The organism is Acuticoccus mangrovi (genome assembly GCF_016411865.1).
GTDB classification, from domain to species: domain Bacteria; phylum Pseudomonadota; class Alphaproteobacteria; order Rhizobiales; family Amorphaceae; genus Acuticoccus; species Acuticoccus mangrovi.
The window spans coordinates 48,122-74,276 of record NZ_JAEKJA010000018.1 but is presented as its reverse complement, the minus strand read 5'-3'; the positions used below and the strand labels follow the sequence as shown (position 1 = coordinate 74,276).

Below are 26,155 nucleotides of genomic sequence, written 5' to 3'. Positions count from 1 at the left end.
TGATCAGGCCTCGGACCGCAAGCCGTCGACCTCGATCACGCCGGGCGAGCCGATGATCGACACGGCGAGGTGGACGCGGTTGCGACCGAGCCGCTTCGCCGCATAGAGGGCGTCGTCGGCGCGGGCGAGAGTGGTGGCGACGTCGGCGCCCAGCCCGTCGGCCACCGGCACCAACCCCGCGCTGAAGGTGTGCTCGATGCGCTCCTCGCCGAACGCGGTGGGCGTCTCGGCAAAGCGGCGACGCAGCCGTTCGAGCCGGGCGGAGGCGTCCATGCCCGACGGGCTCGCGAACACCAGCAGGAACTCCTCGCCGCCGAAGCGCACCGCGAGGTCGCCCTGCTGCCTCTGCCGCTGCATGAGCCCGGCGAGATGCACCAGCACGGCATCGCCCGCGGGGTGGCTGTGACGGTCGTTGATCGACTTGAAGCGGTCGACGTCGATCATCGCCAGCCACAGGTCGCCGGGCCAGCGTCCGTCGGACATCAGCAGCGCGACGCTCTCCTCGAACCCCCGCCGGTTCATCAGGCCCGTCAGCGCGTCGCGGGCCGCGGCCTCCTCGGCGATGAGAAGGCGCTTGTCGAGCCCCCTCAGCCACTGGGCCAACGAGATGCTGAGGAGAATGCTCTCGCACACGGTGCAGACGAAGGTGAGCCGCACATAGTCGGTCGGCGTCAGCGCCATCCCCGGGACGACGAAGAGGCCGCCGAAGACGGCGAGCAGCAGGCTGACCGCCACCGCCGCCCAGCCGATCACCATCCAGCGGGCGTAGGCGATACCGTCCCGCCGCCACGCCTGCCAGCTGAGGAAGGTGATGTAGAGCGGCACGACGGCGAAGAGGGCGAAGGTGATCGGCGCCTCGATCTCCGGCCGCCGGGCGACGAGGGCGAAGATCATCGCGGCGAGGCAGAGCCGCACGCCGGCCTGCAGCACGAGATTGTGCCGCGGGTGGAGGCGGCCCACCTCCAGATGACGCCGGGCGAATTCGAGCGCCGCCGCGAGGGCCGAGAACATCGTCCAGTGATAGCCGAGGTCGCACAGCCACGACTGGTCCGGATAGAGGAGCGGATAGCCGATGCCGAAAAAGCTGCCGTAGGTGTAGGCGATGCTCAGCATGTAGAGCGCATAGAACAGCAGCCGCCACCGCCACATGACGATGCCGTAGAGCAGCCAGAAGAGCGCGTTGGTGAGGAGCGAGGCCGTCCAGAAGGCGTAGAGGGCGACTTGCCTCACCACATGCCGCTCGAACGCCCGCTCCGTCCACACCCGCACGCCGATGTGCATCGGGACGGCGAAGTCGTTGCGCAGCTTCACCACGACATCGCGCGCCTCGCCGGCCGGAATCGCGACCGGCGCCGCCGATCCGCCATAGGCGAGCGGACGCGATTCGAGCGGCATCGCGGGGGTGATCTCCATGCCCGCGCGCGTGCCGTCGTCGGCGATGGCGTAGACGGCGAAATGGGACAGCTGGGCGAGATCGTGGCTCACCACCAGCCTGCGGGCCATCGGCGTGTCGTTGACGAGGCGGAAGGCGATCCAGAAGGCGTCGGCGGAAATGCCCTGATTGAGCTCGGGGTGGGCGAACGGCTTCCATGCGCGGGACCGGAGCACCCCGGCAAGGTCGAGCCGATCCTCCGAGTCGCGCAGATAGACGGCCTCGCCGAAGAGGTCCGCCGCCCCGTCGAGAGTGCCGATGCGCACGGTGGGCAAGGAGAGCGGGAGCTCGTCCGCCGTCTCGGCGGACGCCGACGGCAGCGCCAGGGCGCTCACCCACCACACCAGTGACACGAGCGCAATCGTCCGGATCAGCATCGTCGCCCTCGTCGGCTTGGCTCCCAGTCGTCCTCATTCGTGCGAGCCGCCGACGCGGGATCAAGTCCTTGCCCGGACTGGCCCACGCCCTAAGAGGTCACGTCCTCGCGCGGTCGGACGCCTCCTTTTCGTCTCGGCACCCTTTCCTCTCGCCGCTCTTTCGTCCCGGCACCGGCGCCGACCTTGCGGGCCGGCGCCCAGTCGTCGTTCGCTCGCTCAGGCCGCGCCGGTCAGGAAGGCCATGCCGGCGATGGCGATCGCCCCGCCGGCGGCCCGCACCGCCACGCGCCCGGCGTTCCACCGCGCCGCGCTCCCCACGGCGATGCCGAGAAGATGGAGCAGGCTGGTGCCGACCACGAAGCCGAGCGCATAGGCGGTGGCATCCGCCGCCAAGGGCAGCTCGGCGCCGTGCGCATGTCCGTGGAAGACGGCGAAGATCGCGACCGCCGCGCCCGCGAGCCACAGCGGCGCCCGCCAACCCGACGCCACCGCGAGGCCGAGCACCACCGCGCTCATCGCGATGCCCACCTCGACGCCCGGAAGCGGCACGCCGGCGACGCCCGCCGCCCCGCCGAGCGCCATCACCAGCGGAAACACGATCGGCAGGACGAAGAGCGCCGGCGGGCCGAGCAGCGCGCCGAGAAGGCCGACCGCCACCATCGCCGCCACGTGGTCCCAGCCGAAGAGCGGGTGAAGGAAGCCGCTCGCGAAACCGCCGCTGAGCCCGACGCCCTCGACGTGCGCGAACGCCGGCCCCGCCGCCGCCACGACGACGCCCGCGATCACAAGGGCAGACGCCCGCCGAACAAGACAATCCATGGAAATCTCCTTCTGCCGCCCGGGCCTACCGGCTCCGTGTCTTAGTACTAGCAAACCGATACGCCGAGCGCGCCCCCCCGCCTCGCGCCATTCTGAGTGGGCCGCCGACCGTGCGTGACGAGTGCGCCGCCGCCGGGCTCCGACCGGTCACGGCGGGGATTCCGCGAGCCGGGGGAGGCGCTTGGCCCGTCATCAAACCGCAGCATCGGCGTCAGGAAGGTGTCACGGAGCGCCGCTAGGGTCCGCCCCAATCGAAGAAGGGGCGGCAAAGATGACGGCGATCTCGGTCGAGCACGTCTCCAAACACTTCGGTGCGCGCCATGCGTTGAACGACGTCAGCCTCACCATCGCGCCCGGCGAGATGGTGGCGCTGATCGGCGCCTCGGGCTCGGGCAAGTCGACCCTCATCCGCCACATCGCCGGGCTCGACCAGGGCGACACCGGGTCCGGCGTCACCACGATCTTCGGCAACGTCATCCAGAAGAACGGCCGCCTCGCCGCCGACGCGCGGCTCCTGCGCCGCGACATCGGGGTGATCTTCCAGCAATTCAATCTCGTCGGCCGGCTGCCGGTCATCGTCAACGTGCTCGTCGGGCTGCTCGGCCGCATCCCGGTCTGGCGCGGCACGCTCGGCCTCTTCACGCGGGCGGAGAAGTCTGCCGCCCGCGCCGCCCTCTCCCGGGTCGGCGTGGGCGAGGTCGCCTGGCAGCGCGCCTCGACCCTCTCGGGCGGCCAGCAGCAGCGGGCGGCCATCGCCCGCGCCCTCGTGCAACGCGCCCGCCTCCTCCTCGCCGACGAGCCCATCGCCTCGCTCGACCCGGCCTCCGCCCGGCGGGTGATGGACACGCTCGCCACCATCTGCCGGGAGGACGGCATCACCGTCCTCATCTCGCTCCACCAGGTGGAATATGCGCGCTTCTACTGCCCGCGCACCATCGCCATGCGGGCGGGCCAAGTGGTGTACGACGGCCCCTCCACCGCCCTCACCACCGATTTCCTGACCGAACTCTACGGCGAGGCCTCCGACGAGCTGGTGCTCCCGGAAGCCCCCCTCGCCGAGACGACGCCGGTGCGCTCCGCCGCCTCCGAGCCGTTGGGCATACCCGCCCCGGCGACAGCGGCGGCCACCGCCTGAAACCCCCTCCACACCGAAAGAGGATCCCCATGAACAAGACCGTGCAGGCGCTCGCCGCCGCCGCGATCGCCGCCGCCCTCGCCGGCCCGGCCGTCGCGGACGACATCGAGACGATCAACTTCGGCATCATCTCCACCGAGTCGCAGCAGAACCTTCGCGGGCAGTGGGATCCGTTCCTCGCCGCCATGGAAGAGAAGACCGGCTACAAGGTGAAGCCGTTCTTCGCCTCCGACTACGCCGGCGTGATCGAAGGCATGCGCTTCGGCAAGGTGGACGTCGCCTGGTACGGCAACAAGTCCGCCATGGAAGCCGTCGACCGGGCCAACGGCGAAGTGTTCGTGCAGACCGTCGACGTCTCCGGCAACCCCGGCTACTGGTCGCTCATCCTCGCTCCCGCCGACAGCAAGCTCGAGAGCCTCGACGACCTCCTCACCTGCGACGGTACGCTGAACTTCGGCATCGGCGACCCGAACTCCACCTCCGGCTACCTCGTGCCGATGACCTTCATCTTCGCCAAGAACGGCATCGATCCGAAGACCTGCTTCAAGACCGTGCGCAACGCCAACCACGAGACCAACGCTCTCGCCGTGGCGAACGGCCAGGTGGACGCGGCCTCGAACAACACCGAGAACCTCGCCCGCATCGAGCAGAACAACCCCGAGGCCTTCAAGAAGATCAAGATCATCTGGAAGTCGCCGCTGATCCCGGCCGATCCGATCGTGTGGCGCAAGGATCTGCCCGACGCCGCCAAGGAGAAGATCCGCACCTTCTTCCTCACCTACGGTACCGACGACAGCGACGGTGACGTCGAAGCCGAGCGCGACGTGCTCGCCGGTCTCGCCTGGGCCCCCTTCCGCGCCTCCAGCGATGCCCAGCTCCTGCCGATCCGCGTGATGGAGCTCTCCAAGGAGATCGCCCTGACGCAGGGTGACGGCAGCCTTTCCGACGAGGCGAAGGCCAAGAAGGTCGCCGAGCTCGAAGCCCAGCAGGCCGCCTATCAGGACGAGATCGCCGCTCAGCCGCAGAACTGAGCCGGCATCCGCCCACTTCTGAAGGGGCTTCGGCCCCTTCTCTTCTCGTCAGCCCGGAAGAGACCCGAATGAGCGACTCCCACGCCGCGCCCACCGCGACATTCGAGGTCGCCCGCGATCGCAGCCGCGACGTCTTCCGCTACCTCGTGTGGGGTGGCCTGATCCTCGCCCTCGCCTGGAGCTGGTACCCGGCGGAGATGGACCGCTGGACCTACCTCTTCACCGACGCCTCGAACATGGCCGAGTACGCGTCGGGCTTCCTCCACCCGAGCTTCCGCGAGTTCGACTACTACGTCAGCGAGATGATCCTCACCGTGCAGATCGCCGTGTGGGGCACGACGCTCGCGGTGGTGTTCTCGGTGCCCTTCGCCATCCTGTCGTCCAACAACATGGTGCCCTGGTACGTCTACCAGCCCGTGCGCCGGCTGATGGACACGTTCCGAGCGATCAACGAGATCGTCTTCGCCGTGCTGTTCGTCGTCGCCGTCGGCCTCGGGCCGTTCGCCGGGGTGATGGCCCTCTTCATCCACACCACCGGCATTCTCGCCAAGCTCTTCTCCGAGGCGGTCGAGGCGATCGATCGCGGCCCGGTGGAGGGGATCCGCGCGACCGGCGCCACCAAAGTGCAGGAGATCGTGTTCGGCGTGATCCCGCAGGTGCTGCCCCTGTGGATGTCGTTCGCCCTCTACCGCTTCGAATCCAATGTGCGCCAGGCGACGGTGCTCGGCCTCGTCGGCGCCGGCGGCATCGGCCAGGTGATGTTCGAGGCGATCCGCGGCTTCTACTACGCCGAGACGGCCACCATCCTGCTCGTCGTCATCGTCACCGTGACGATCGTCGACCTCATCTCCCAGCAGCTGCGCCGCATGGTGATCTGACGTCGCGGATCCAACGCACCCGTCGCCGGCCGCGCGCGGCTGGTCAGCGCGTTCGGCAGGGAGTAAGGCGTCGGCCGATGCGCACCGCCGACCCCGACCGCGCCCACGACTGGCGCGATGCCCTCGCCGTCTATCTGACGCGCCGTCAGCTCGTGATCTTCCTCATGGGATTTTCGAGCGGCCTGCCACTGCTCTTGGGCTTCTCCACCCTCTCCTTCTGGCTGCGCGAGGCGGGGGTGAGCCTCGCCGCGATCGGCGGCCTCCTCACCGTCGCCACCCCCTACAGCCTCAAATTCCTGTGGGCGCCGCTGCTCGACCATGTGCGCCTGCCGGGCGTCTGCCGGCTGCTCGGCCTCCGCCGGGGCTGGCTGCTGACGATCCAGATCCTTCTCGCCGGCGCCATCCTCCTGGTGGGGCAGGCCGATCCCACGACCTCGCTCGGCGTCCTCGCGGTCGCCGCCCTCGCCATGGCCTTCCTGTCGGCGAGCCAGGACATCGTCATCGACGCCTACCGCATCGAGATCCTCGACGAGCACGAGCAGGGCGCGGGGGCGGCGATGACCCAGGCCGGCTACCGCGTCGGCATGCTCGCCTCCGGCGCCGGCGCCCTCGCCCTCGCCGACGTCCTCCCCTGGTCCGCCGTCTACGGGGTGATGGCGGGGCTCATCGCGGTGGGCGTCGTCGCCACCCTCATCGCCGACGAGCCGGAGAGCCGCCGGCCGCCGCCGCCCGACCGCCCCCTCGCCTTCCTGCGCCACGCGACGCTCGACCCGCTGAAGGACTTCGCCACGCGGCGGGGGTGGCTCGTCATCCTGCTCTTCGTCCTCCTCTACAAGTACGGGGACTCGGTCGCGGGGGCGATGGCGAACCCCTTCTACGTCGATCTCGGCTTCTCCGGCACCGAGATCGCCAGCGTCACCAAGGTGCTCGGCGTGGTGATGACGATGGTCGGGGTGTTCGCCGGCGGCGCGCTGGTCGCCCGGCTCGGCATCCTACCGGCGCTCGCGGTGGGCGGCGTGGCGCAGGCGATCACCAACCTCACCTTCGCCTGGCTCTCCACCATGGGGCACGATCTCGGCGCCCTCGCGGCGGCCGTCGGCATCGACAGCTTCGCCGGCGGCCTCGGCTCGGCGGCGTTCGTCGCCTACCTGTCGGCGCTCTGCAACGTCGCCTTCACGGCGACGCAATACGCCCTCCTCACCTCGCTGATGGCGTTCGGGCGAACGGCGCTCGCCAGCACCTCCGGCCTCCTCGCCGAAGCGCTCGGGTGGCCGGGATTCTTCATCGCCACCACCCTCATCGCGGTGCCCGCGCTCGGCCTTATCGCCGTCATCGCCCGCCTCGAGCGAGCGGAGCGGGAGCAGGGCGAAGAGGCGCCGCACTGAGTGCGGCGCCCGTCGTCCGTCAGCGCGGCTCGTCCATCAGTCCGCGGATGATCGAGTAGCACGCGAGGAGCAGCACGATGGCGAAGGGGAAGCCCGTCGACACCGCCATCGCCTGGAGCGCGGCGAGGCCGCCGCCGACGAGCAGCACCATCGCCACCAGCCCCTCGAAGGTGCACCAGAACACGCGCTGTGACACCGGCGCATCGACCTTGCCGCCGGCGGTGATGGTGTCGATCACCAGCGATCCGGAGTCCGATGAGGTCACGAAGAACACGATGACGAGCACCACGCCCACCAGCGAGGTGACGGCCGACAGCGGCAACCCTTCGAGCATCACGAAGAGCTTCAGCTCCAAGGCCGCGTCAGCGATCTCGGTGAGGCCCGCCTGGTTGATGAGCGTGATCGCGGTGCCGCCGAACACCGTCATCCACAGCACCGACACGATCGCCGGCACGATCAGCACGGCGATGACGAACTCGCGCACCGTGCGCCCGCGGCTCACCCGGGCGATGAACATGCCGACGAACGGCGACCAGGAGATCCACCAGGCCCAGTAGAACGACGTCCAGCCCTGGCGGAAGTTGTCGTCGGCCCGGCCGAACGGCATCGACAGCGGCACCACCTCCTTGGCGTAGGCGACGAGATTGGCGCCGAAGCCCGACAGGATCGACAAGGTCGGCCCGACGAGGAGGACGAAGAGGAGGAGGAGCGCGGCGAGACCCATGTTGATCTCCGACAGCACCTTCACCCCGCCGTCGAGGCCGCGCAGGACCGAGATCAGCGCCATCGCCGTGATGATCACGATCAGCACGAGCTGGGTGTCGAGACCCGCGGGCACGCCGAACACGAAGTTGAGGCCGCCGGCCGCCTGCTGCGCCCCGAGGCCGAGCGAGGTGGCGAGGCCGAAGAGCGTCGCGAGCACCGCCAGAATGTCGACGATATGGCCGGGCCATCCCCAGATGCGCTCGCCGAAGATCGGATAGAACATCGAGCGGATGGTGAGTGGCAGCCCCTTGTTGAAGGAGAACAGGGCGAGCGCCAGCGCCACGACGGCGTAGATCGCCCAGGGGTGGAGGCCCCAGTGGAAGATGGTGGCCGCCATGCCGAGACGCCGCGCCGCATCGGCGTCGCCGACGGCCGCGCCGAGCGGCGCCCAGTCGGTGCGGACCCCGTCCTCGACCGCCACACCGCCGAGCGAGGAGGTGAAGTGGGAGATCGGCTCCGACACGCCGAAGAACATCAGCCCGATGCCCATGCCGGCCGCGAACAACATCGAGAACCAGCCGATGTAGCTATAGTCGGGCGTGGCGTCCTTGCCGCCGAGGCGGACCGCGCCGAGCGGCGTCACGATGAGGACGACGCAGACGAGCACGAACACGTTGCCGGCGATGAGGAAGAACCAGTCGAAGTTCGACGTCAGCCAGTTGCGCAGCGCCTCGAAGTAGGGATCGATGCTGCCGGCGAACAGCGCGCCGATGATCACGAACGCGACGATGACGAGCGCGGATACGACGAAGACGGGGTTGTGAATGTCGAGCCCGATCGGACCGAGCCGGGGCTGAACGTTGTCTTGACCGATCGAATAGTCGGTCTCGATGAGGGCCACCTCGCCTTCGGGGGCCGGAATTGAGGACTCGGGTGCGGCGTCAACCGACATCGGGGTCTCCTTGTTCGATGGGCGTGTCTCTCCGGGTGGATGCGATGCGGCTAGCGCACGAGAAAGATCGAAGCGTCGGTATGGCCGGCGAGAGTGGCCCCGTGGGAATGCCACAGGCGGTCGAGGAAGCCGGGCACGTGCGAGGCCATCACCACGAGGTCGCCGCCGAGCTCCTTGACAAGCTTCGGAAGCGCCTCGTCGAGGTCGATCGCGGGGTCGTGACTGAAGAAGGCGTGGGCCGACGCGGCAACGCCGTGGGCCGCGGCCTCGGCTTCGGCGAAGGCGGCGAGCTTCGCCTCGAACTCCGCGGGGCTATGGGCGACCTCCGTGGGCACGTTCGGCGACACGCCCACATAAACGATCGGCGCGTCATAGAGTTTTGCGAGTTTCCCGGCCACCTCGAGGGCGCGTGAAAGTCGATCCGCATGCGTCAGGTCGACCGGGACGATAATCTTGCTGAACACGATAATGATACCCTCAATCGATCGAGGAAAAGGGGCGCAGGGCACGCCCGCAATGGTGTCGCGACCGCTGCGCGACGGGGGCAAAACGCACTGATGCATGGCGCGTCGGCCGCTCGGTGGGTCAGCGTAACACAGAATATTGCAGAATGTTCAGATAGCCCGGCACCGGAGCGCAGCGGTCGGCGGCGCCGTCACGGCGCCGAGACGGGCTCCAGCGCGGTTTCGGCGAGCGCCGCGGCGGTGATGTTGTCCGTCACCAGCACGGAGATGAAGCCGCCGCGCATCGCCGCGCGGATGGCCGGCACCTTGCGCAGCCCGCCGGCGACCGCCACCACGCGCGGAATGCGCGCGAGCTCCGGCAGGTCGATGCCGATGATGCGCTCGTCGCAGGAGGAGCGCACCTGGCGGCCCTCCGCATCGAAGAAGCGCAGCCCCATGTCGCCGACGGCGCCCATGGCGCCAAGCTCGGCGAGCTCGGCCGGCGTCAGGCGGTTGCCCGAATCGGCGATCATCGGCGAGGGCTCCAGCGCACCGATGCCCACGAGGGCGAGGCTCACGTCGGCGAACTGGTCGAGGATGTCGACCACGAAGGGGTCGGTGATCAGCGCCGCGCGGCTCTCGACCGACTGGGTGATGCCCGGTGCCGTCAACAGCTGCGGCGCGGCCCCGGTGATCTGCGCCATGCGCAGCGTCAGGTGGGTGGCGTGCTTTTCCACCGCCGGATTGCCGGTCCCGCCGAGGAGCTGGATCACGCGGTCGGCCGGCACCTGCGGCGGCATCATGTTGTCGACGAGGCGGAGCAGCGACGCGCTCCAGGAGGAGAGGCCGATCACCTCGCCGCGCTTCAGCGTGGTGGACACATAGTGCGCCGCCGCGGCACCGATGGCGGAGAGGATCGCCTCCTCGCTGTCCTCCGTCGCCTCGACCACGATCGCTTCCGACAGGCTATATTGCGCCCGCAACGCGGCCTCGAGGTCGAAGAAGGTGCCGCGCGGCGCCTGGATGGTGATGCGTACGATGTCGCTGTCCTGCGCCCGCTTCAGGAGGCGCGACACGGTGGCCTGGCTGATCGACAACGAGCGCGAGATGGCCGACTGGGTCTGCCGTTCCATGAAGTAGAGCTGCGCCACGCGGGCGATCAGACGAACATCATGAATGCGGGCCATCGAACCCCTTTATGGTTGCTTTTGCCGGCGGACTAGCCGATGCCCGCCGCTCCCTGTCCGGACCTTAGCAAGCCGCGACCCATCTCCGCCATGTGGCGCTTCTGCAAGGGACCCTTCTGCAAACCGCGCGCCATGCCTCCGCCCCGCCTCAACGACGCCGGAAGAGATCGACGAGGATCGCGATCAGCACCACCAGGCCGACGATCACCCGTTCCCAGTAACCCGATACGTTGAGAAGAACGATACCGTTGGCGAGCACCGCCATCAGCAGCGCACCGAAGATGGTGCCGATGATGGTGCCCTGGCCGCCGCGCAGGCTGGTTCCGCCGATGATGGCGGCGGTGATCGCGCCCATCAGCCACCCCTCGCCCACCGAGGGCTGCGCCGAGTTCATGCGCGCGGCGTAGAGGATGCCGGCGAGCGAGGCGAGCATGCCGGCGAGGCCGAAGACGATGAACTCTATGCGCCAGACGCGGATGCCGACGAGGTTCGCCGCGTCGCGGTTGCCGCCGATCGCATAGATGTTGCGGCCGAAGCGGGTGCGGGCGAGGACGTAGGAGAGGATCAGCCCCGCGGCCAGGAAGATGACGACCGGCACCGGGATGCCGAAGATCTCGCCGCGGCCGAACCACTGGAAGGCGTCGCCGAGGGGGCGGATCGGGTAGCCCTTGGTGATGACGAGCGTCGCGCCGGCGAAGATCTCCCACGACGCCAGGGTGACGATGAAGGGATTGAGGCGGAGCCGGGCGGTGAAGAAGCCGTTGATGGTGCCGAGCAGGAAGCCGAAACAGGCGGTGAGCGGCACCACCAGGTAGGGGTGGATGCCGACGCTCGTCAGCATCAGCCCGCCGACGATGGCCGAGAGGCCCGCCGCCGCTCCGAGCGACAGGTCGATGCCGCCGATGAGGAGCACCAGCGTCTGGCCGAGCGCCACGAGGCCGACGAACGACGCCTGCCGCGCCACGACGCTGAGATTATATTGGGAGAGGAAGGCCGGCGCCGCGACAGCGAGCACCAGGCACAGCACGATGAGGGCGACGAAGATGCCGCTCGCGTCCCACTGGCGGAACTTCGCGAGGGCGCCGGCGAGACCCTGCGGCTTCCGACGCACGGACGATACGGCCGCTTCGCTCATTTCATTCTCCATCAGCTCATGGCGAGAGCGAGCAGCGACTCCTGCGTCGCGCTCGCGGCCGGTTCGATGCCCTTCACGAGACCCTCGTGCATCACGAGGATGCGGTCCGACACGTCGAGCACCTCCTGCAGCTCGGAGGAGATGTAGACGATCGACAGCCCCTCGTCGGCGAGGCCGCGCAACAGGTCCTGGATCTCGAGCTTGGCGTTGACGTCGATGCCCCGGGTCGGCTCGTCGAGGATGAGGATTCGGCTCTCCTTCATCAGCCAGCGGGCGAGAATCACCTTCTGCTGGTTGCCGCCCGAGAGGCTGGTGATGGGGTCGGACGGATCGCCGACCTTGATGGGGATGCGGCGGATGTAGGTCTCGACCTCGCGCACCATGTCGGAAAAGCGCATGCCGAAGACGCCGCGCCACTTCTCCATCGTGGCGATGCCCATGTTCTCGGAAATCGAGAGGAGCGGGAAGATGCCGTCCTGCTTGCGCTCCTCGGGAAGATAGACGAGGCCCGCGGTGATCGCGTCGGCCGGGTGATGCAGCTGGCGCGCCTTGCCGAAGATCTCGATGGTGCCGGCCTCGGGGCGCGTCACACCGAAGACGCAGCGCCCCACCTCGGTGCGACCGGAGCCCACGAGGCCGGCGATCCCCAGAATCTCGCCGCGCCGGAGCGAGAAGGATACATTGCGGAACTCCCCGGTGCGGGTCAGCCCGTCGACCTTGAGCACCACATCGCCGCGCTCGGTGGTGGCGCGGGTGGCGCTGCGCTCGGCGACCGCGCGGCCGGCCATCGCCCGCACCATCGCGTCCTTGTCGGTGGTCGTCGGATCGAGCTCGCCGACGAAGGTGCCGTCGCGCAGCACCGAGATGCGGTCGGACAGGTCGAGGATCTCGTCGAGGCGGTGGGAGATGTAGAATACCGCGCCGCCCTCCTCGCGAAAGCGGCGGATGAAGGCGAAGAGCCGGTCGGCCTCGCGCTGGGTCAGCGCGGCGGTGGGCTCGTCGAAGATGAGGATCCTGGCGTCCGTCGCCACGGCCCGGGCGATCTGGACGAGCTGCTGCTGGGCCTTCGAGAGGGTGAAGACCGGCACGTCCGGATCGATGGTGTCGTCGATCTGGGCGAGGCTCTCGAGGGCACGGGCGCGCGTCGCCTTCCAGTCGATGCCGAAGCTGCCGCCGCTCTGGGCGCCGAGCACGACGTTCTCCGCCACCGAGAGGCGCGGCACGAGGTTCACCTCCTGCGGAGCGATGGCGATGCCGGCGCGCTGGGCGTCCATCGGCGTCTCGAAGGTGACCGGCGCCTGATGGCGATAGAGGCTTCCCTCCGTCGGCTTCAGCCGGCCGCAGAAGAGGTTCATGAGGGTGCTCTTGCCGGCGCCGTTCTCGCCGATCACCGCGTGGACCTCGCCGGCGGCGATGCCGATCGACACGTCGTTCAGCGCGGTCACCACGCCGAAGCGCTTGGACACCCCACGGGCTTCGAAGTCGAGCTGTTCCATCGGTCCACCGCGCTGGCGGGCGCGGGACGAGCCTGCGCCGCGCGAAGGGTCCTGGCCGCCTATTGCTGGGCCAGGACGTCCTTGGTGAGGATCTGCGAACCGGTGGCATGCTCCATCGGCACGGTGTGGTTCTGGTTCATGGCGACGAGATATTTCACCGCCCAGTAGCCGATCTCCCACTGGCGCTGCGCCTTCACGCCGGCGATCACGCCGTCCTCGATGAACTGCAGCGTTTCGGGCAGATCGTCCATGCCGACGATGGTCACCTGATCGGTGAGGCCGGCGTTGTCGACGGCCCGGGCGGCGCCGATCGGGTTCGAGGCGTTGGAGCCGAAGATGCCGACGAGGTCGGGATTGGCCTGCAACGCGTTCTCGGTGAGGCTGACGGCCTTTTCGAGGCTGTCGTCGTCGGGCTGCTCGAACACGATGTCGATGTTCGGATGCTTCGCCATCTCGTCCTTGAAGCCCTGCACCCGCGCGGCGTGGTTCGCCGCCGTCAGGCTGCCGGCGAGGATGCCCACCTTGCCCTTGTCGCCGATCTTCTCGGCGAGGAAGGCGGCGAGATCGGCGCCGTCCTGCGCGTCGTTCTTGTGGCCGACGAAGTGGAAATCGTCCGAGCAGTAGGTGTCGAAGGTGATGACGTTGATGCCCGCGTCCACCGCTTCCTGGAGGAGCTGCACGTTGGTGGAGGGGTCGAGGCAGGAGACGGCGAGACCGTCGGGGTGACGGCCGATGTTGGTCTCGATGCGGCGGTTGTGGTCGGCGACGTCGGCCTGGGGCGGCTCGTCCCACCGCACGTCGACCTCGATGCCCTCTTTGGCGAACTCGTCGGCGGCGGCCTGCGCGCCGGCCTTCACCACCTCGTACCAGGGGTGAATCACCTTCGGGATGAACACCAGGGTGAGCGGCCCGTCGATCGGCTTGATGAGGCTGCCCTGGTCGAACGCGAGCGCCGAGCCTCCCGCCATCGCGAGCCCGGACGCCACCGCGGCGCCAAGAAGTGTTCTGGAGAATGAGCCCATCCGCGTTTCCTCTTCGATGCTTGATCGCGCAATGAATAAAAATTCATCGCAGGAAGTTTATTCACTATCGATATTCGAGAGGGCTTCGCGTTGTCAAGAATGTCCGTCGCCTCGATCGGTAGGCGCGACGGTGACCCACTCGTCGCCGATGAGCTCGGGGCGGTCGAAACGGCGGATCGCGTCGAGATGGGCGGGCCAGTCCTCCACGAAGAGGCGGCGCACGATGTGCTCGGCGACGCGCCCCGCGCCCACGCTGATCCCCGGAATGTCGCCGGCGATGCGGCCGTGGGTGGGGTCCGCGGTGTTGTTGAGGCAGTAGACGCGGGCGGGCCAGGCGGCGGGATCGCCGTCGTCGTCGCAAAACTCCATGCCGGGGCCGAGGGCGGGGGGTGCCGCGTTGGGCGGGCCCTCGCCGGAGCGGGCCGCGCGCGCCGCGAGCCGGGCGAGCTCCGGACGCAGCGACCAGTCGATCGCGAAGCCGGTGGCGAGGATGAGGACGTCGAACACCAGGCGCCCATGCGAGGTCTCGAGCACCACCCGGCCGGCCTCCTCCCGCGCCGCCGCGACGGTGCAGCCGACGCGCAGCGCGAACGCCTCGTGCCGGCTGCAGCGCAGCACCGAGGGGCGCGGCGGTGGCACGCCCGCGGCGGCCATGACGGCCTCCATCTCCCGATGCGCGCCCGCGGGCAGGTCGGCGTAGCCCTTGGCGTAGCCGGCGTGGTTCGCCCCGAGCGTCTTGTTGACCCGGGGGATGTCCGGCCGGCGCGCCAGCATGGTGACCGAGGCGCCCGCCTCGAGCGCCGCGCCGGCGTTGTCGAAGGCGGAGGAGCCGACGCCGATCACCCCGACCCTGCGACCCGCTAGGGCGGCAAAGTCGATGAAGTCGCTGGTGTGGGCGACGAGGCGGGGCGGCAGACCGGCATAAAGCGGCGGGCGGCGCGGACCACCGAGCCCGTCGCGCCCCATGGCGAGCACCGCGAGACGGCTGCGCACATGCCGCACGCCCTCGGTCCCAGCGTTGGCGTCGGTGAGGGTCAGGGAAAGACCGTCGCCGTCGCCCGCGAGGTCGCTGAGGGCGGTGCGCGAGGTCACCCGGATGCCCATCACGTCGCGATACCAGTTGAGATAGTCGTTCCACATCAGGCGGGGGATGCGGTCGAGCTCGTCCCAGGCCGCAGCGCCGAACCGCGCTTCGTGCCAGGCGCGGAAGGTGAGCGAGGGCAGACCGATCGCCGGCCCCGCAAGGTGCTTGGGCGAGCGCAGGGTGGGCATGCGGGCGTAGGTCGCCCATGGCCCGGCCCGGTCGGGCTCGCTGCGATCGACGACGAGGACGTTGTCGACACCGTCCCGAGCAAGGCTCGCCGCGAGCGCCAGCCCCGCCATTCCCGCCCCGACGATGACGACGTCGAGGATGCGCGTGCCGTCGGCCGCATAGCGCGGCGGCACCCAGGGTTCGGCGGGCTCCTGCAAACGCTCGAGATCGCGGCGCACCTCCCGCTCCAGCGCGAGGAGGCCCGCGCCGTCCGTTTCCGGCTTCACATTCAGGCTCCTGGTCAGGATCTCGCACTTGCGCGAACGCGCAGGCTCCCGCACCGTCAAGCAAGAAACATGCAATCGCGCGCCTCGCCGCCGGTGTGCGGTTTCATCCTCATTTTGGCGAGAATCGCGAGACCATGACCCTCGACGCGTTCGATCGGAAGATTCTGGATCTCCTGCAGGAGGACGCGACCGTCCCCATCGCCGAGATCGGCGAGCGGGTGGGTCTGTCGCACACGCCATGCTGGCGGCGCATTCGACGGCTGGAGAAGGAGGGCTACATTCGCGCCCGCGTCGCCCTCGTCGACCGCAAGAAGGTGAACGTGGGGATGACGGTGTTCATCCAGGTGAAGACGCCGATCCATCGCGTCGGATGGATCGACGAGTTCAAGCAGGCGGTCCACGATATTCCGGAGATCGTGGAGAGCTACCGCCTCGCCGGCGAGATCGACTATCTGGTGCGCCTCGTGGTGCCCGACATCGAGCGCTTCGACCAGGTCTACAAGGCGCTGATCTCGCGGCTGGAATTCCTCGACCTCACGTCCTCCATCGTGATGGAGGAGCTGAAGTTCACAACGAGTGTTCCAACGCGCTACGCCTGACGGCCGGCGCGCCCGCTGGAGCGCCGAGGGCGAAGTCCACCGCGGCCTGGGCGTGCAGGAGGGTGGAATCGAACACCGGGACGGCGGCGTCCTCCGCCCCCACCAGCATGCCGATCTCGGTGCAGCCAAGGATCACAGCGTCGGCGCCCTCCGCGATGCCGCGCCGGATGACATCGCGATAGCGCTCCCGGCTCGCCTCTTTCACGACGCCGCAGCAGAGCTCGCCGAAGATGATGTCGTGGACGTCGCCGCGATCCGCCTCGGCGGGCACCATCGGAGCGAGGCCGAAGGTGCGCATCCGGTCGAGATAGAACGGCTTTTCCATGGTGTAGCGGGTCGCGAGGAGGAGCGGACGCTTCAGCCCGGCGGCACGGATCGCCACCGCCGTCACGTCGACGATGTGGAGGAGCGGCACGTTGGTCGCCGCCTCGATCTCGCCGGCGAGGATGTGCATGGTGTTGGTGCAGATGAGCAGCGCCTCGGCGCCCGCCCCCTCGAGCCCCTGGGCAACGCCCTCAAGCAGCCGCGCCGCCTCGTCCCACCGGCCGGCCTGCTGCAGTGCCACGACCTCGGCGAAATTGACCGAGTGGATCAGAACGTCGGCCGACACCAGCCCACCCTCGGCGTCGCGCACCCGGCGGTTGATCTCCTGATAGTAGATGGCGGTGCTTTCCCAGCTCATTCCGCCGATGAGGCCGATGCGTCGCATGAGGCTCCCCTCCTCCGTTTGGTGACGGAAAGATGCCAGCCCGCGCCGGCACTTTGAGCCCATTTTCATCGCCGATTAGCGCCTCGTTGCGTTTTTTCATCCCAATTTTTCAGATAAATGTGTGATGAAATCATGTCTTTTACGTAACCAGATAGGACGAGATGGTTCGGTGAAAACCGACGCTTGACCGATCCGGGTTGGGCGCGTCACCAATCGGCGTTGGCGCGCGCTGCTTCGGGCGCGGCGCCGGGAGAGGCCGATGACCTTGACCGCCGAGCACGCTGTCGTCCTCGCCGGAAGCGCCGGGCCGATGACGGTGCACGTCCGTCGCCCGGCGGGCACGGCGCGAGGCACGCTGATCCTCGCGCACGGCCGCAACGGCGCCGCCGCGGCTCCTCACCTCGTGCCGATCCTCGCGGCGGCCACCGAGCGAGGCCTCGTCACCGTCGCCCCCGATCTCTGCCATTCGGCCAACAACGACAGCGCCGGCGCGGCCTGCGACTTCACCATGGCCGCTCACCTCGCGGACGTCGCGACCGTGGTCGAGTGGGCGGAGGCGGCCGAACCCGCGTGCCCGCGGCTTCTCGCCGGCCACTCGATGGGCGCCTACGCCGCGCTCCGCCTCGCGGCACGGCACCCGGCCCATCTGCGCGGCGTGCTCGCCGTGGCGCCGGTGATCTCCGGCACCGCCCTCTTCGCGGCGCGGCAGGCGATGGGACCCGACGCCCTCCCCGCCCTCTTTCAGGAGGTGGCGGCGGCGCACGACGAGTGGCCGCGGCACGATCTCGCTGCGGTCGCACCCTTGGTGGACGTGCCCGTCGCCATCATCGTCGGCGCCGACGATGCCGTGACGCCCCCCGCCCACGCCCACCGCCTCGCCGGCTGGCTCGGGACCCGCGCCCACGTCGACGTGATCCCGGGCGAGCCGCATTCGCCCCTCGGCCCCGCCTACGTCGCGAGCGTCGGCCACGCCCTCGATCGGCTGCTCGGATGACCGCCCGACCCCCACCTCCTGCGACGGTCCCGGCGTGAGCGGTCTCGACGCCTGGCTCGAGGCGCAGGAGCGCCACTCGGCGGCGGCGATGGCGGCGGCCGTTTCCGCCACCCACCTCCGCCACACCCGGCCCGCCTTCGGCCTCACCGTCGTGCCGGCGGCGGGGAGCGTGCTCGCCTCGCCGGTACCGGCCCTATGGGACCCGGAGCCCGACTACTTCTACCACTGGGTCCGCGACGCCGGGGTGGTGATGCTGTCGGCCGTCCCCCTCTCCGCCGATCCCGCCTGGCGGCGCCGCCTCGCCGACTATGTGCGCTTCAGCCTCGCCATCGCGACGCGGCCGGGGCCGGCGCACAACCCCCTCGCCGAGACGACCAGCGCCGACCATCGCCGCTTCCTGCGTCCCGACGCCGAGCTCGCCGCCCTCCACGGCGATGCCCTCCTCGGCGAGCCGCGCGCCAATGCCGACGGCAGCGTCGACGTGGAGCGCTGGAGCCGGCCGCAGTTCGACGGCCCGGCCCTGCGCGCCCTCTCCGTTCTCGCCGCGATGGAGGTCTTCGCGCACGCCCCGGGACCGGTCGAGGCGGCCGAACGCCTGCTGCGGCTCGATCTCGGCCACGTGCTCGCCCACGCCGGCGAGCCCGCCATCGGCCCGTGGGAGGAGGAGCCGGCGGCGCTCGACGCCTTCACCCTCCTCGCCCAGCGCGCCGCCCTCGCGGCGGCCGGCGAGCGGCTCGGCGACATCGGTCCGGCCCTGCGCCGCATCGATCGCGCCCTCGACGCGCTCTGGTGTGGCGATCACTTCAAGGCGTCCTCGAACGCCGAGCCCGGCGAGAGCGACGCCGCCACGATCCTCGGCGCCCTCCTCGGCGCGGCGGACGCGCCGTTCGGCGTCGGCGACGAGCGGATGGCAGGCACCGCGCGCCATATCGCTCGCTGGTCGCGCGCCGCCTACCCGCTCGCCGCGGACCTTCCCCTCGTGGGGCGCTTTCCGGGCGACGTCTATTTCGGCGGCAATCCCTGGCTGCCGACGAGCCTCGGCTTCGCCGAGTTTCACTTTCGCCGCGCCCGCCTCCTCGGCTATGAGGCGGAACTCGTCGCGGGAACGCGCTATCTGGAAGCGGTGCGCCGGGCCCTGCCGCAGCCGGGCGCCCTGCCGGAGCAGCTCGACCGGACCACCGGCGCCCCCACCTCCTGCCGCGACCTCACCTGGAGCCACGCCGCGCTCCTCGCCGCCGCACAGGCGCGGCGCGACGCGCTCAGCTCGTCGGGGCGAGGCGCGGGCTCGTGAAGCCGAGCCGACGGAGGCCCGCCGCCACCTCCGGCGCCGACATCATCAGCTGCCAGACGAGGCCGGTGCGGTAGTTCTCGATCATCACGACGATGGGGCCCTGATCGATGGCGAGCGTCGCCGGCGCCACCCACCCGGTCGCCGGGGCGAAGGCGTCGGCGAGGCCGTAGGGGCCCCACAGCGCGGCACCGCGATCCTCCACGAAGTGGCGCAGCGCCGCCATCGCCGCCTCCGGCGCGAAGGGAAGCGAGGCGACCGCCGCCGTCGGCGAGATCACGCCGAGATCGTTGGTCGGCGAATGGGCGGCGTAGCCCGCGGGGCTGTCGCTCGCGGTGAGGCCCCAGCAGGCCGGCCCGTAGCCCGCGTGCCGGCCGGGATTGTCGATGCAGTAGGCCCGGTTGATCGCGACGTGGGCGCGGACCTGCTCGCCGTAGTCCGCGTAGGCGTCGCGCAGCCCGTCCGGGTCGATCCCGAGGAAGGAGTAGTGGGAGAGGAACAGCGGCCCGCCCATCGGCGGCCCGAGCGGCAGACGGATGCCGTAGTAGGTGGCGCCGTTGAGGAATTCCTCCGCCCGCGCCCAGGAGCGATGGTAGATTTCGGGCGCGATCGGGTGGGTCGGCGAGCCCGTCGCCAACACGAAGGTCACGAGGCTCTCGTTCCACCCTCGGATCGGCAGGCTCTTGTCGGTCCACGGATGGCGCGGGCTCTTGTGCCACATCAGCCCACCGTCGGACTGCCGCACGTGGGCTGCCCAGTCGACGCGCCGCCACAGCCGATCGATCGTCGCGACCAGCGTCGCCTCCTCGGCGAAGGCCTGCCGCGCGGTGAGGAGCCCCGCCATCAGGAACGAGGTCTCGACGAGGTCGCCCCCGTCGTCGGTCGGCGAGAACGGGATCGTCGCCCCCGTCGCCCCGTCCATGAAGTGGGGGAAGACGCCCTCGTGGTGCTCCGCCGCCTCCAGAAAGGCCGCGACGGTGGCGATCCGCTCCACCACGGCGGGCCGCGCGAGCCAGCCGCGTGCCGCCCCCACCACCAGCGCCATCAGCCCGAAGCCGGTGCCGCCGGTGGTGACGACGCGCTCCACGTCGTAGCCGAAGGCGCCGCCGCTGCGCTCGCGCGTCATACCGCTGACGGGGTGGGCGAAGTCCCAGAAATAGGCGAGCGCGGCGCGGGAGACGGCGTCGAGCAGATCGTCGTCGGAGAGGCCCGACGGCGGACGGCCGGGGTTGAGGACGGCTTCAGCCATCCCAGTGCACCGCCACGCTCTGGAGATCGCGGGCGTTGGGGCCGGTGCGGAACACGAACACGCCGGGGTCCCACACCCACTCCACCGCGAGCGGCTCCTCGCCGATCGCGTAGGCGAGATCGCGACGGGTGAGGCTGAAGGCGACCTCCCGCGTTTCGCCGGGATCGAGGACGATCTTCTTGAACCCTTTGAGCTCGATCATCGGCCGGGTGATGCGGGCGACGGGGTCGGACACGTAGAGCTGGACCACCGTCGAGCCGCGCCGCACGCCGGTGTTGGTGACGACGACGCGCACGCGCGCGGTGTCGTCCCCGGCGAGGCGGTCCCGCTCCACGGTGGGCGCGGCATAGTCGAACGTCGTGTAGGAGAGGCCGAAGCCGAAGGGAAAGAGGCCCGTCGCCGGCGGGATCGTGTCGGGAAGGTCGACATAGCCCGTCTTGAACTTCTCGAAGTGGCCCGGATAGGGGCGCCCGGTGGGCTCGGCGGCGTAGAGCACCGGCACCTGGCCGGTGCGGGCGGGAAAGGTGATCGCGAGACGGCCGCCGGGCTCGGTGCCGGTCAGGACGTCGGCGATGCCGTTGCCCGCCTCGGTGCCGGCGAACCAGGCGAGCACCACGGCGCTGGCGAGCGCCGTCTCGCGCTCCAAGGCGAGCGGCCGGCCGGTCTGCACCACGAGGACGAGCGGCGTACCCGTGGCCGCGAGCGCCTCCACCAGGCGCTGCTGCGGCGGCGGCAGGTCGAGGTCGGTGCGCGAGGAGCACTCGCCGGAATATTCCCGCGCCTCGCCCACCACGGCCACCACCACGTCGGCGGCGCGGGCGGCCGCGACCGCCTCCTCCACCATCAGCGCGGCGGGGCGGTCGTCGAGAAACACGGTCTGGCCGTGCACGTTGAGACGGTGGGCGAGCTCGGGGTCGTCGACGATGTCGGCCCCCTTCACGCAGGTGAGCGGCTCCTCGAGGTGGGCTTGCAGCCCCTCGCGGAAGGTGACGGCGGCGGCCTGGTCGCCCGACACCGCCCAGGTGCCGAGGACGTTGGTGCGGTCGTCCGCCATCGCCCCGACGAGGGCGACGCGGGCCCCCGTGCGCAGCGGCAGAACGCCGTCGTTCTTGAGGAGCACCGTGCTCTCGGCGATCGCGTCGCGCGCCACGCGGCGGTGCTCGGGCGACAGCGCCGTGGTCGTGGCGCGCGCCTCGTCGCAATAGCGGAACGGATCGTCGAACAGGCCGAGGCGCTCCTTCAGCGTGAGGACGCGGGTGCAGGCCCGGTCGACGGCGGCACAGATGTCGCCCGCAGCGATCGAAAGGCCCGCCTCGGGGGCGTCGAGCCCCTCCACCGCGAGGCGGGGCAGATGGTGCAGGTAGTTCTCGCCGATCATGTCCATGTCGACGCCGGCGAGCAGGGCGAGGGCGGTGACCGTCGCCCCGTCGCCGAGGCCGTGGGCGCTGAGCTCGGCGATCCCCGTATAGTCGGCGACGAGCAGCCCGTCGAAGCCGGCCTTGCCGCGCAACCAACCCTCGATGAGCGGGCGGTGGGCGTGCATCGGCCGCTTGTTCACCGCGTTGAAGGCGGCCATCACGCTGCCCGCCCCCGCGGCGACGCCGGCGCGGAAGGGCTCGGCGTAGACGCCGATCAGCTCCTCGGCGGAGAGGCTGGCGTTGTCGTAGTCGCGCCCGCCCACGGCCGCCCCGTAGGCGAGGAAGTGCTTCAGGCACGCGACCACGGTGTCGGGGCGGGTGAGGTCGTCGCCCTCGAGGCCGCGCACCGTCGCCTCGGCGTAGCGGGAGGCGAGGTACGGGTCCTCGCCAGGGCTTTCGGCGACGCGGCCCCAGCGCGGATCGCGGGCGATGTCGATCATCGGCGCGTAGACCTGCTTGATCCCCTCGGCGGCCGCCTCGCGGGCGGCGACGCGCGCCGTCGCCTCCCACACCGCCGGGCTGAAGGCGCCCGCGAGCGCGATCGGCAGCGGAAACACGGTGCGATGGCCGTGGATCACGTCCTCGGCGAAGAAGAGCGGGATCGCGTGGCGCGACCCGGCGAGCGCGAGCTCCTGCCAGGCGCGCACCGAGACCACGGACTTCGTCCCGAAGATCGCGCCGAGACGGCCCTTTTCGAGCCGCCCCCGGATGTTGCCGACGGCGGCGCTGCCGGTCTCGGGGCCTTCGCCCGCGCTCAACAGGTTGAGCTGGCCGATCTTCTCGGCCAGCGTCATCCGCGCCATCAGCGCGGCGATACGGTCGGTCGTCATGACGGCTGTTGCCCTCGCCTACTCCGCGGCGATCGGAGGCCGCTTGATCGCCGCGACCGTTATAGGATGAAGGTCCGCCTCGCCATCCTCGATATAGAGAATGTTGTCGTAGAACGACTTCCCAGTGGGGCTTACGGGCGGCTCCGGGCTGTGCATGATCGAGATCACCACGGCATCCCCGCAATGATGGCGCAGGAGGCTGTGGAAGTCGGTCACCGCCGCCGGATCGAGCGCGGAGCAGGCTTCGTCGAGCAGCAGCACGTCGGGCCGCTGCAGGATGATGCGGGCGAGCACCAGGCGCTGCCGCTGGCCGCCGCTGAAGACGTTGTTCCAGGGCTTGCCGTGGTGGAGGCTCTCGTCGAGCTCGCGGATGAAACGGCCGAGACCCACTTCGGCGAGCACCGCGGCGACGTCCTTGTCGCTGTAGGCGCTGCCGAAATGCGGGTAGGTGACGAGCTCCTTCAGCGAGAGCCGCGTCGGCAGGTCCGGGTCCTGGCCGGCGAAGAACACGCTGGCGCCTTCCGGCAGCACGACATCGCCGGAGCCGTAGGGCCACAGCCCGGCGATCGCCTTCAGGAGGCTCGACTTGCCGCACCCGTTGTGGCCGCGCACGTAGGCCCAGTGGCCGGGACGCAGGCTGAGATGGCGCACCCGCAGGAAGGGTTCGGCATCGCGCCCGCGGTGGTTGAGGGCGAGGTCGCGCAGGGTCAGCCCGAAGGCGGACGCCTGGGTGAGGGCACGGAACTCGTGCACCCCCGTCTCGCTGTAGAAGCGGTGCTGATCGCTGGCGCACTCGATCGCCTCCGCCACCTCGGTGAGGCGCTTGGCGTTGGCGTTGAGCGTGGCGATGGCGGGCATCACCTGGAGGAACCAGGAGCAGTCGTTGATCAGCTCCGCGGCGAGCTCCGACGTCGCCGTGTAGGTGCGGAAGGTCATCGCCCCGGAGAGATAGCCGGGCAGCGCCGGCAGGTAGGAGACCAGCCGCTTCGACAAGAAGGTGTAGCCGTCGGTGAACGCCTGGAAGGCGGCCGTGGTGATGTTCATGCGGTGCCACACGCGGTCGATGGCGCCGTAGAGGACGGAGTTGGTGCGCGCCTGCACCCGCTCGCCGTTGGAGATGGCGAGCTGGCCGGAGCGGCTCAACAGGTCGTTGAGCTCGCCGCGCCAGCTGCCGTCGCGCGCCTGACGCTCCAGCGTCTGCCGCTCCAGCACGCGGCCGAGGCACCAGGCGCAGAAGGTGCCGAGCGGCACGTAGACGGCGATGAGCAGGGCGACGAGCAGCGCCGAGCCGTACTCGCCGGGCGAGAAGGAGAGCGCCGCCCCGACGCTCGGGCCGAAGGCCTTGCCGGCGGCCGCGCCGATGGCGGCGAACCAGCGCTCCAGGAAGGCGACCTCCACCGAGCGCGCGATGATCGCGACGCTGACGAAGTAGATCGAGGCGACCGCCCCCCAGATGCCCATGGCGAGGCCGATGATGCCGCCGAACAGGGCGTTGGAGCACTCGTCGATGCGCTGATCGACGTTGTCCGGCATGCGGCCGGCGGTGCCGGGGGCCGCATCGCGGTTGCTCATCAGCCCCATGGCGATGTGGTTCTTGGCGAGGAGAGCGGCGGAGAACTGCTCCTGCATCCAGCCGCGCGCCTTGCGGTGCAGGCTGGTGGACAGGAAGTGGCGCACCGCCGTCCCGCCGACGCGGGCGAGGTGGACCGCGGCGAACGCGGCCACCGCCGTCAGCAGAACGGCGACCGGGTCGACCCCCTCGGGCGTCGCGTGGATGCGCACGATGGCGCTGAGGAAGTCGGCGGTGGCGGTCGCCGCCCACACGCTGCTCTTCGACAACAGCGTGGTGAGGACGACGATGCCGACGGTGAGCGCCCACGCCTCGACCCAGCGCTCCGACCCCCAATAGGCCATCACGAGACCGCGGAAGGAGCGCATGCCCGACACGGGCGTCGGCCCGGCGCGTCGCAGCGGCTGGTGGAGCCGCGGATGGGTGAGCGCGAGACGCACGCCGAGGACGAGCGGGGCGAGGTCCACGGCGCCCAATGTCGCCTGCAGGAGACCCACCCAGCCGGCCAGGATGTGAAGGCTGCCCATGACGGCGGTCGCCCAGCCGTGCGGCAGCGAGTCGAGAACCATGAAAGTATCGAGAAGGTACGCCAAAAGCGCCGCGCCCGTCGCGGTGACGAGCACGCCGCGACAGCCCGGTTCGATCTGAAAGTTACTCGACGTTACAACAATGTTGCGCAATTCAGTAAACACCCAATAGTGCGAGCAAAGTATGCCGCATGAGGCTGCACCGATACTTGCCGCGGAGCTTAGGCTGAGCGTCGTTGGTCACACTATAGCCACAGTGCCACACGGCGAGCTGTTCCTTCCGTCTACTCGCCGAGGGCATCGGAATGCCCATGGGTCGCAAAGGGACAGTCAAATAGTTGGTGATCCGGCAGAGGGTTCACTTGTGTCGCAGATCACAGAATGTGGCACCGTTGCCGCATTCGCGGCCCGGAACTCGCCCGTCCCGACCGGGTCCATCACGCGTGCGTGAAAAATCGAAGCGGATTCGTGCTTGCTTTTCCCGCCGACCGCTAGCGCCCTTCGCACATGCGGCAAGAACGGACAAAGGTCACATTTTCGTGAGAATCGCCTCCTAACCGCCGATCCAGCGGACGGAAGGGGGTTCGCACGCGGTCAGGCGGCGAGCGGCGGCCGCAGCGAGGTGAGGTCGGCGAGGGTGAGGTCGGGCTCCGGCACGTGCGGCAGCGGATTGGCGACGCCGGTCTCCACGAGCACCGCAAACACGCCGGCGGCCCGCGCCGCGGCGATGTCGGTCGCGACCTGATCGCCGATCATGATGACCCGATCGCGGGCGACGCCGAGCCGGACGATCGCCTCCTCGATGAGGTCCGGGCCGGGCTTGCCGATGATTCGCGGGGTGACGCCGGTCGCCGCCGCCACCGCGGCGATCATCGCCCCCGCTCCTGGGGCGAAGTGGCCCGATTCGGGAATGAGCCGGTCGGCGTTGGTGCCGATGAAGGCGGCTCCCGCGAGCACCGCCGCCACCGCCCGGTCGAGGCGGCGATAGGTGAGGTCGCGGTCGAGCCCCACGACCACGCAGTCGGCGTCGGCGTCCTCGGTGAGGACGAAGCCGGCCGCCTCCACCGCCTGCTCCAGCGACGGCGCGCCGAGCACCACGGCTTTGCCGCCGCGGGGCCACCCCTCGCGCAGGGCGCGCATGGTGCCGGTGGAGCTCGTGACCACCTGCTCCTCGGTCGCCGGCACTCCCATCGCCGTCAGCTTGGCGGCCATCTCCGCCGGGCTCTTGGTCGAGTTGTTGCTGACGAAGGCGTAGGGGATGCCCGCCGCGCGCCAGGCGGCGAAGGCGTCGACCGCGCTCGCGATGGGGGCGGCGCCGCGAAACACCACGCCGTCCAGGTCGGCGATGATCGCCTCGATCGGTGGCAAGGTCACGGCGTCCCCCTCTCAACCGGGCCCGGTATCGCAGGGCGGGCCAACCACACGCCCGATCCAA

At 70.0% G+C, this 26,155-nt stretch carries 21 protein-coding genes; 7 read left to right on the top strand and 14 right to left on the bottom strand.

From position 1 onward, the window contains the following. Window positions 1–3 precede the first annotated feature (3 nt). Both JCR33_RS18130 and JCR33_RS18125 read right to left on the bottom strand, forming a co-directional pair. Window positions 4–1,809, bottom strand: a complete 1,806-nt coding sequence (locus JCR33_RS18130) for a diguanylate cyclase (protein ID WP_198883531.1) — start codon at window positions 1,807–1,809, stop codon at window positions 4–6. Window positions 1,810–2,025: 216 nt separating this feature from the next. Further along, window positions 2,026–2,628 (bottom strand): HupE/UreJ family protein, encoded by a 603-nt coding sequence (locus tag JCR33_RS18125; RefSeq protein WP_198883530.1) that lies wholly within the window; start codon window positions 2,626–2,628, stop codon window positions 2,026–2,028. A 271-nt stretch (window positions 2,629–2,899) separates the two neighbouring features. Between JCR33_RS18125 and phnC the strand changes: the two genes are divergently transcribed. From phnC to JCR33_RS18105, 4 genes are all read left to right on the top strand, one after another. Further along, window positions 2,900–3,763, top strand: coding sequence for a phosphonate ABC transporter ATP-binding protein (gene phnC, locus JCR33_RS18120; RefSeq protein ID WP_198883529.1), 864 nt, complete (start codon window positions 2,900–2,902; stop codon window positions 3,761–3,763). Window positions 3,764–3,792: 29 nt separating this feature from the next. Further along, on the top strand, window positions 3,793–4,794 hold the full coding sequence (phnD, locus tag JCR33_RS18115; RefSeq protein WP_198883528.1) for a phosphonate ABC transporter substrate-binding protein: 1,002 nt from the start codon (window positions 3,793–3,795) through the stop codon (window positions 4,792–4,794). 68 nt (window positions 4,795–4,862) lie between these two features. Next, entirely contained in the window at window positions 4,863–5,672 is an 810-nt protein-coding gene (phnE, locus tag JCR33_RS18110) for a phosphonate ABC transporter, permease protein PhnE (protein WP_198883527.1), read from the top strand. Window positions 5,673–5,749: 77 nt separating this feature from the next. Beyond that, window positions 5,750–7,057 (top strand): AmpG family muropeptide MFS transporter, encoded by a 1,308-nt coding sequence (locus JCR33_RS18105; RefSeq protein ID WP_198883526.1) that lies wholly within the window; start codon window positions 5,750–5,752, stop codon window positions 7,055–7,057. A gap of 19 nt (window positions 7,058–7,076) precedes the next feature. Here JCR33_RS18105 and JCR33_RS18100 read toward each other — a convergent pair whose 3' ends face one another. From JCR33_RS18100 to JCR33_RS18070, 7 genes are all read right to left on the bottom strand, one after another. Then, entirely contained in the window at window positions 7,077–8,714 is a 1,638-nt protein-coding gene (locus JCR33_RS18100; RefSeq protein WP_198883525.1) for a BCCT family transporter, read from the bottom strand. Window positions 8,715–8,764: 50 nt separating this feature from the next. Next, window positions 8,765–9,178, bottom strand: coding sequence for a universal stress protein (locus JCR33_RS18095; RefSeq protein ID WP_198883524.1), 414 nt, complete (start codon window positions 9,176–9,178; stop codon window positions 8,765–8,767). 191 nt (window positions 9,179–9,369) lie between these two features. Next, window positions 9,370–10,344, bottom strand: coding sequence for a sugar-binding transcriptional regulator (locus tag JCR33_RS18090; RefSeq protein WP_198883523.1), 975 nt, complete (start codon window positions 10,342–10,344; stop codon window positions 9,370–9,372). A gap of 148 nt (window positions 10,345–10,492) precedes the next feature. After that, complete coding sequence (locus JCR33_RS18085; RefSeq protein ID WP_198883522.1) at window positions 10,493–11,479, bottom strand: ABC transporter permease; 987 nt, start codon at window positions 11,477–11,479, stop codon at window positions 10,493–10,495. 11 nt (window positions 11,480–11,490) lie between these two features. Continuing rightward, window positions 11,491–12,975, bottom strand: a complete 1,485-nt coding sequence (locus JCR33_RS18080; protein ID WP_198883521.1) for a sugar ABC transporter ATP-binding protein — start codon at window positions 12,973–12,975, stop codon at window positions 11,491–11,493. Window positions 12,976–13,034: 59 nt separating this feature from the next. Next, window positions 13,035–13,997: a substrate-binding domain-containing protein gene (locus JCR33_RS18075; RefSeq protein WP_232372667.1), complete on the bottom strand. Its 963-nt coding sequence runs from the start codon at window positions 13,995–13,997 to the stop codon at window positions 13,035–13,037. 93 nt (window positions 13,998–14,090) lie between these two features. Continuing rightward, window positions 14,091–15,536, bottom strand: a complete 1,446-nt coding sequence (locus JCR33_RS18070; protein WP_198883520.1) for an FAD-dependent oxidoreductase — start codon at window positions 15,534–15,536, stop codon at window positions 14,091–14,093. Window positions 15,537–15,670: 134 nt separating this feature from the next. On the opposite strand from JCR33_RS18070, the gene JCR33_RS18065 reads away from it, so the two are divergent. Continuing rightward, entirely contained in the window at window positions 15,671–16,135 is a 465-nt protein-coding gene (locus JCR33_RS18065) for an Lrp/AsnC family transcriptional regulator (RefSeq protein WP_198883519.1), read from the top strand. Here the strand turns inward: JCR33_RS18065 and JCR33_RS18060 are convergent. Continuing rightward, window positions 16,104–16,844, bottom strand: coding sequence for an aspartate/glutamate racemase family protein (locus JCR33_RS18060; protein WP_198883518.1), 741 nt, complete (start codon window positions 16,842–16,844; stop codon window positions 16,104–16,106). The genes JCR33_RS18065 and JCR33_RS18060 overlap by 32 nt on opposite strands. A 259-nt stretch (window positions 16,845–17,103) precedes the next feature. On the opposite strand from JCR33_RS18060, the gene JCR33_RS18055 reads away from it, so the two are divergent. Next, complete coding sequence (locus tag JCR33_RS18055) at window positions 17,104–17,838, top strand: alpha/beta hydrolase (RefSeq protein WP_198883517.1); 735 nt, start codon at window positions 17,104–17,106, stop codon at window positions 17,836–17,838. Window positions 17,839–17,872: 34 nt separating this feature from the next. Further along, complete coding sequence (locus JCR33_RS18050; protein WP_198883516.1) at window positions 17,873–19,129, top strand: glycoside hydrolase family 15 protein; 1,257 nt, start codon at window positions 17,873–17,875, stop codon at window positions 19,127–19,129. Here the strand turns inward: JCR33_RS18050 and JCR33_RS18045 are convergent. The 4 genes from JCR33_RS18045 to JCR33_RS18030 form a co-directional block, all read right to left on the bottom strand. Next, the gene (locus tag JCR33_RS18045; protein ID WP_198883515.1) at window positions 19,098–20,375 is read right to left on the bottom strand and encodes a glucoamylase family protein; all 1,278 of its coding nucleotides are present in this window, start codon (window positions 20,373–20,375) and stop codon (window positions 19,098–19,100) included. The two genes, JCR33_RS18050 and JCR33_RS18045, sit on opposite strands and share 32 nt — an antisense overlap. Next, entirely contained in the window at window positions 20,368–22,623 is a 2,256-nt protein-coding gene (bglX, locus tag JCR33_RS18040; protein WP_198883514.1) for a beta-glucosidase BglX, read from the bottom strand. The genes JCR33_RS18045 and bglX overlap by 8 nt, the downstream gene beginning before the upstream one ends. 18 nt (window positions 22,624–22,641) lie before the next feature. Next, entirely contained in the window at window positions 22,642–24,762 is a 2,121-nt protein-coding gene (locus JCR33_RS18035) for an ABC transporter ATP-binding protein/permease (protein ID WP_198883513.1), read from the bottom strand. Window positions 24,763–25,314: 552 nt separating this feature from the next. Continuing rightward, window positions 25,315–26,094 carry an HAD-IIA family hydrolase gene (locus JCR33_RS18030; protein WP_198883512.1) on the bottom strand — a complete coding sequence of 260 codons (780 nt, stop codon included), beginning with the start codon at window positions 26,092–26,094 and terminating at the stop codon, window positions 25,315–25,317. Between the last annotated feature and the right edge of the window lie 61 nt (window positions 26,095–26,155).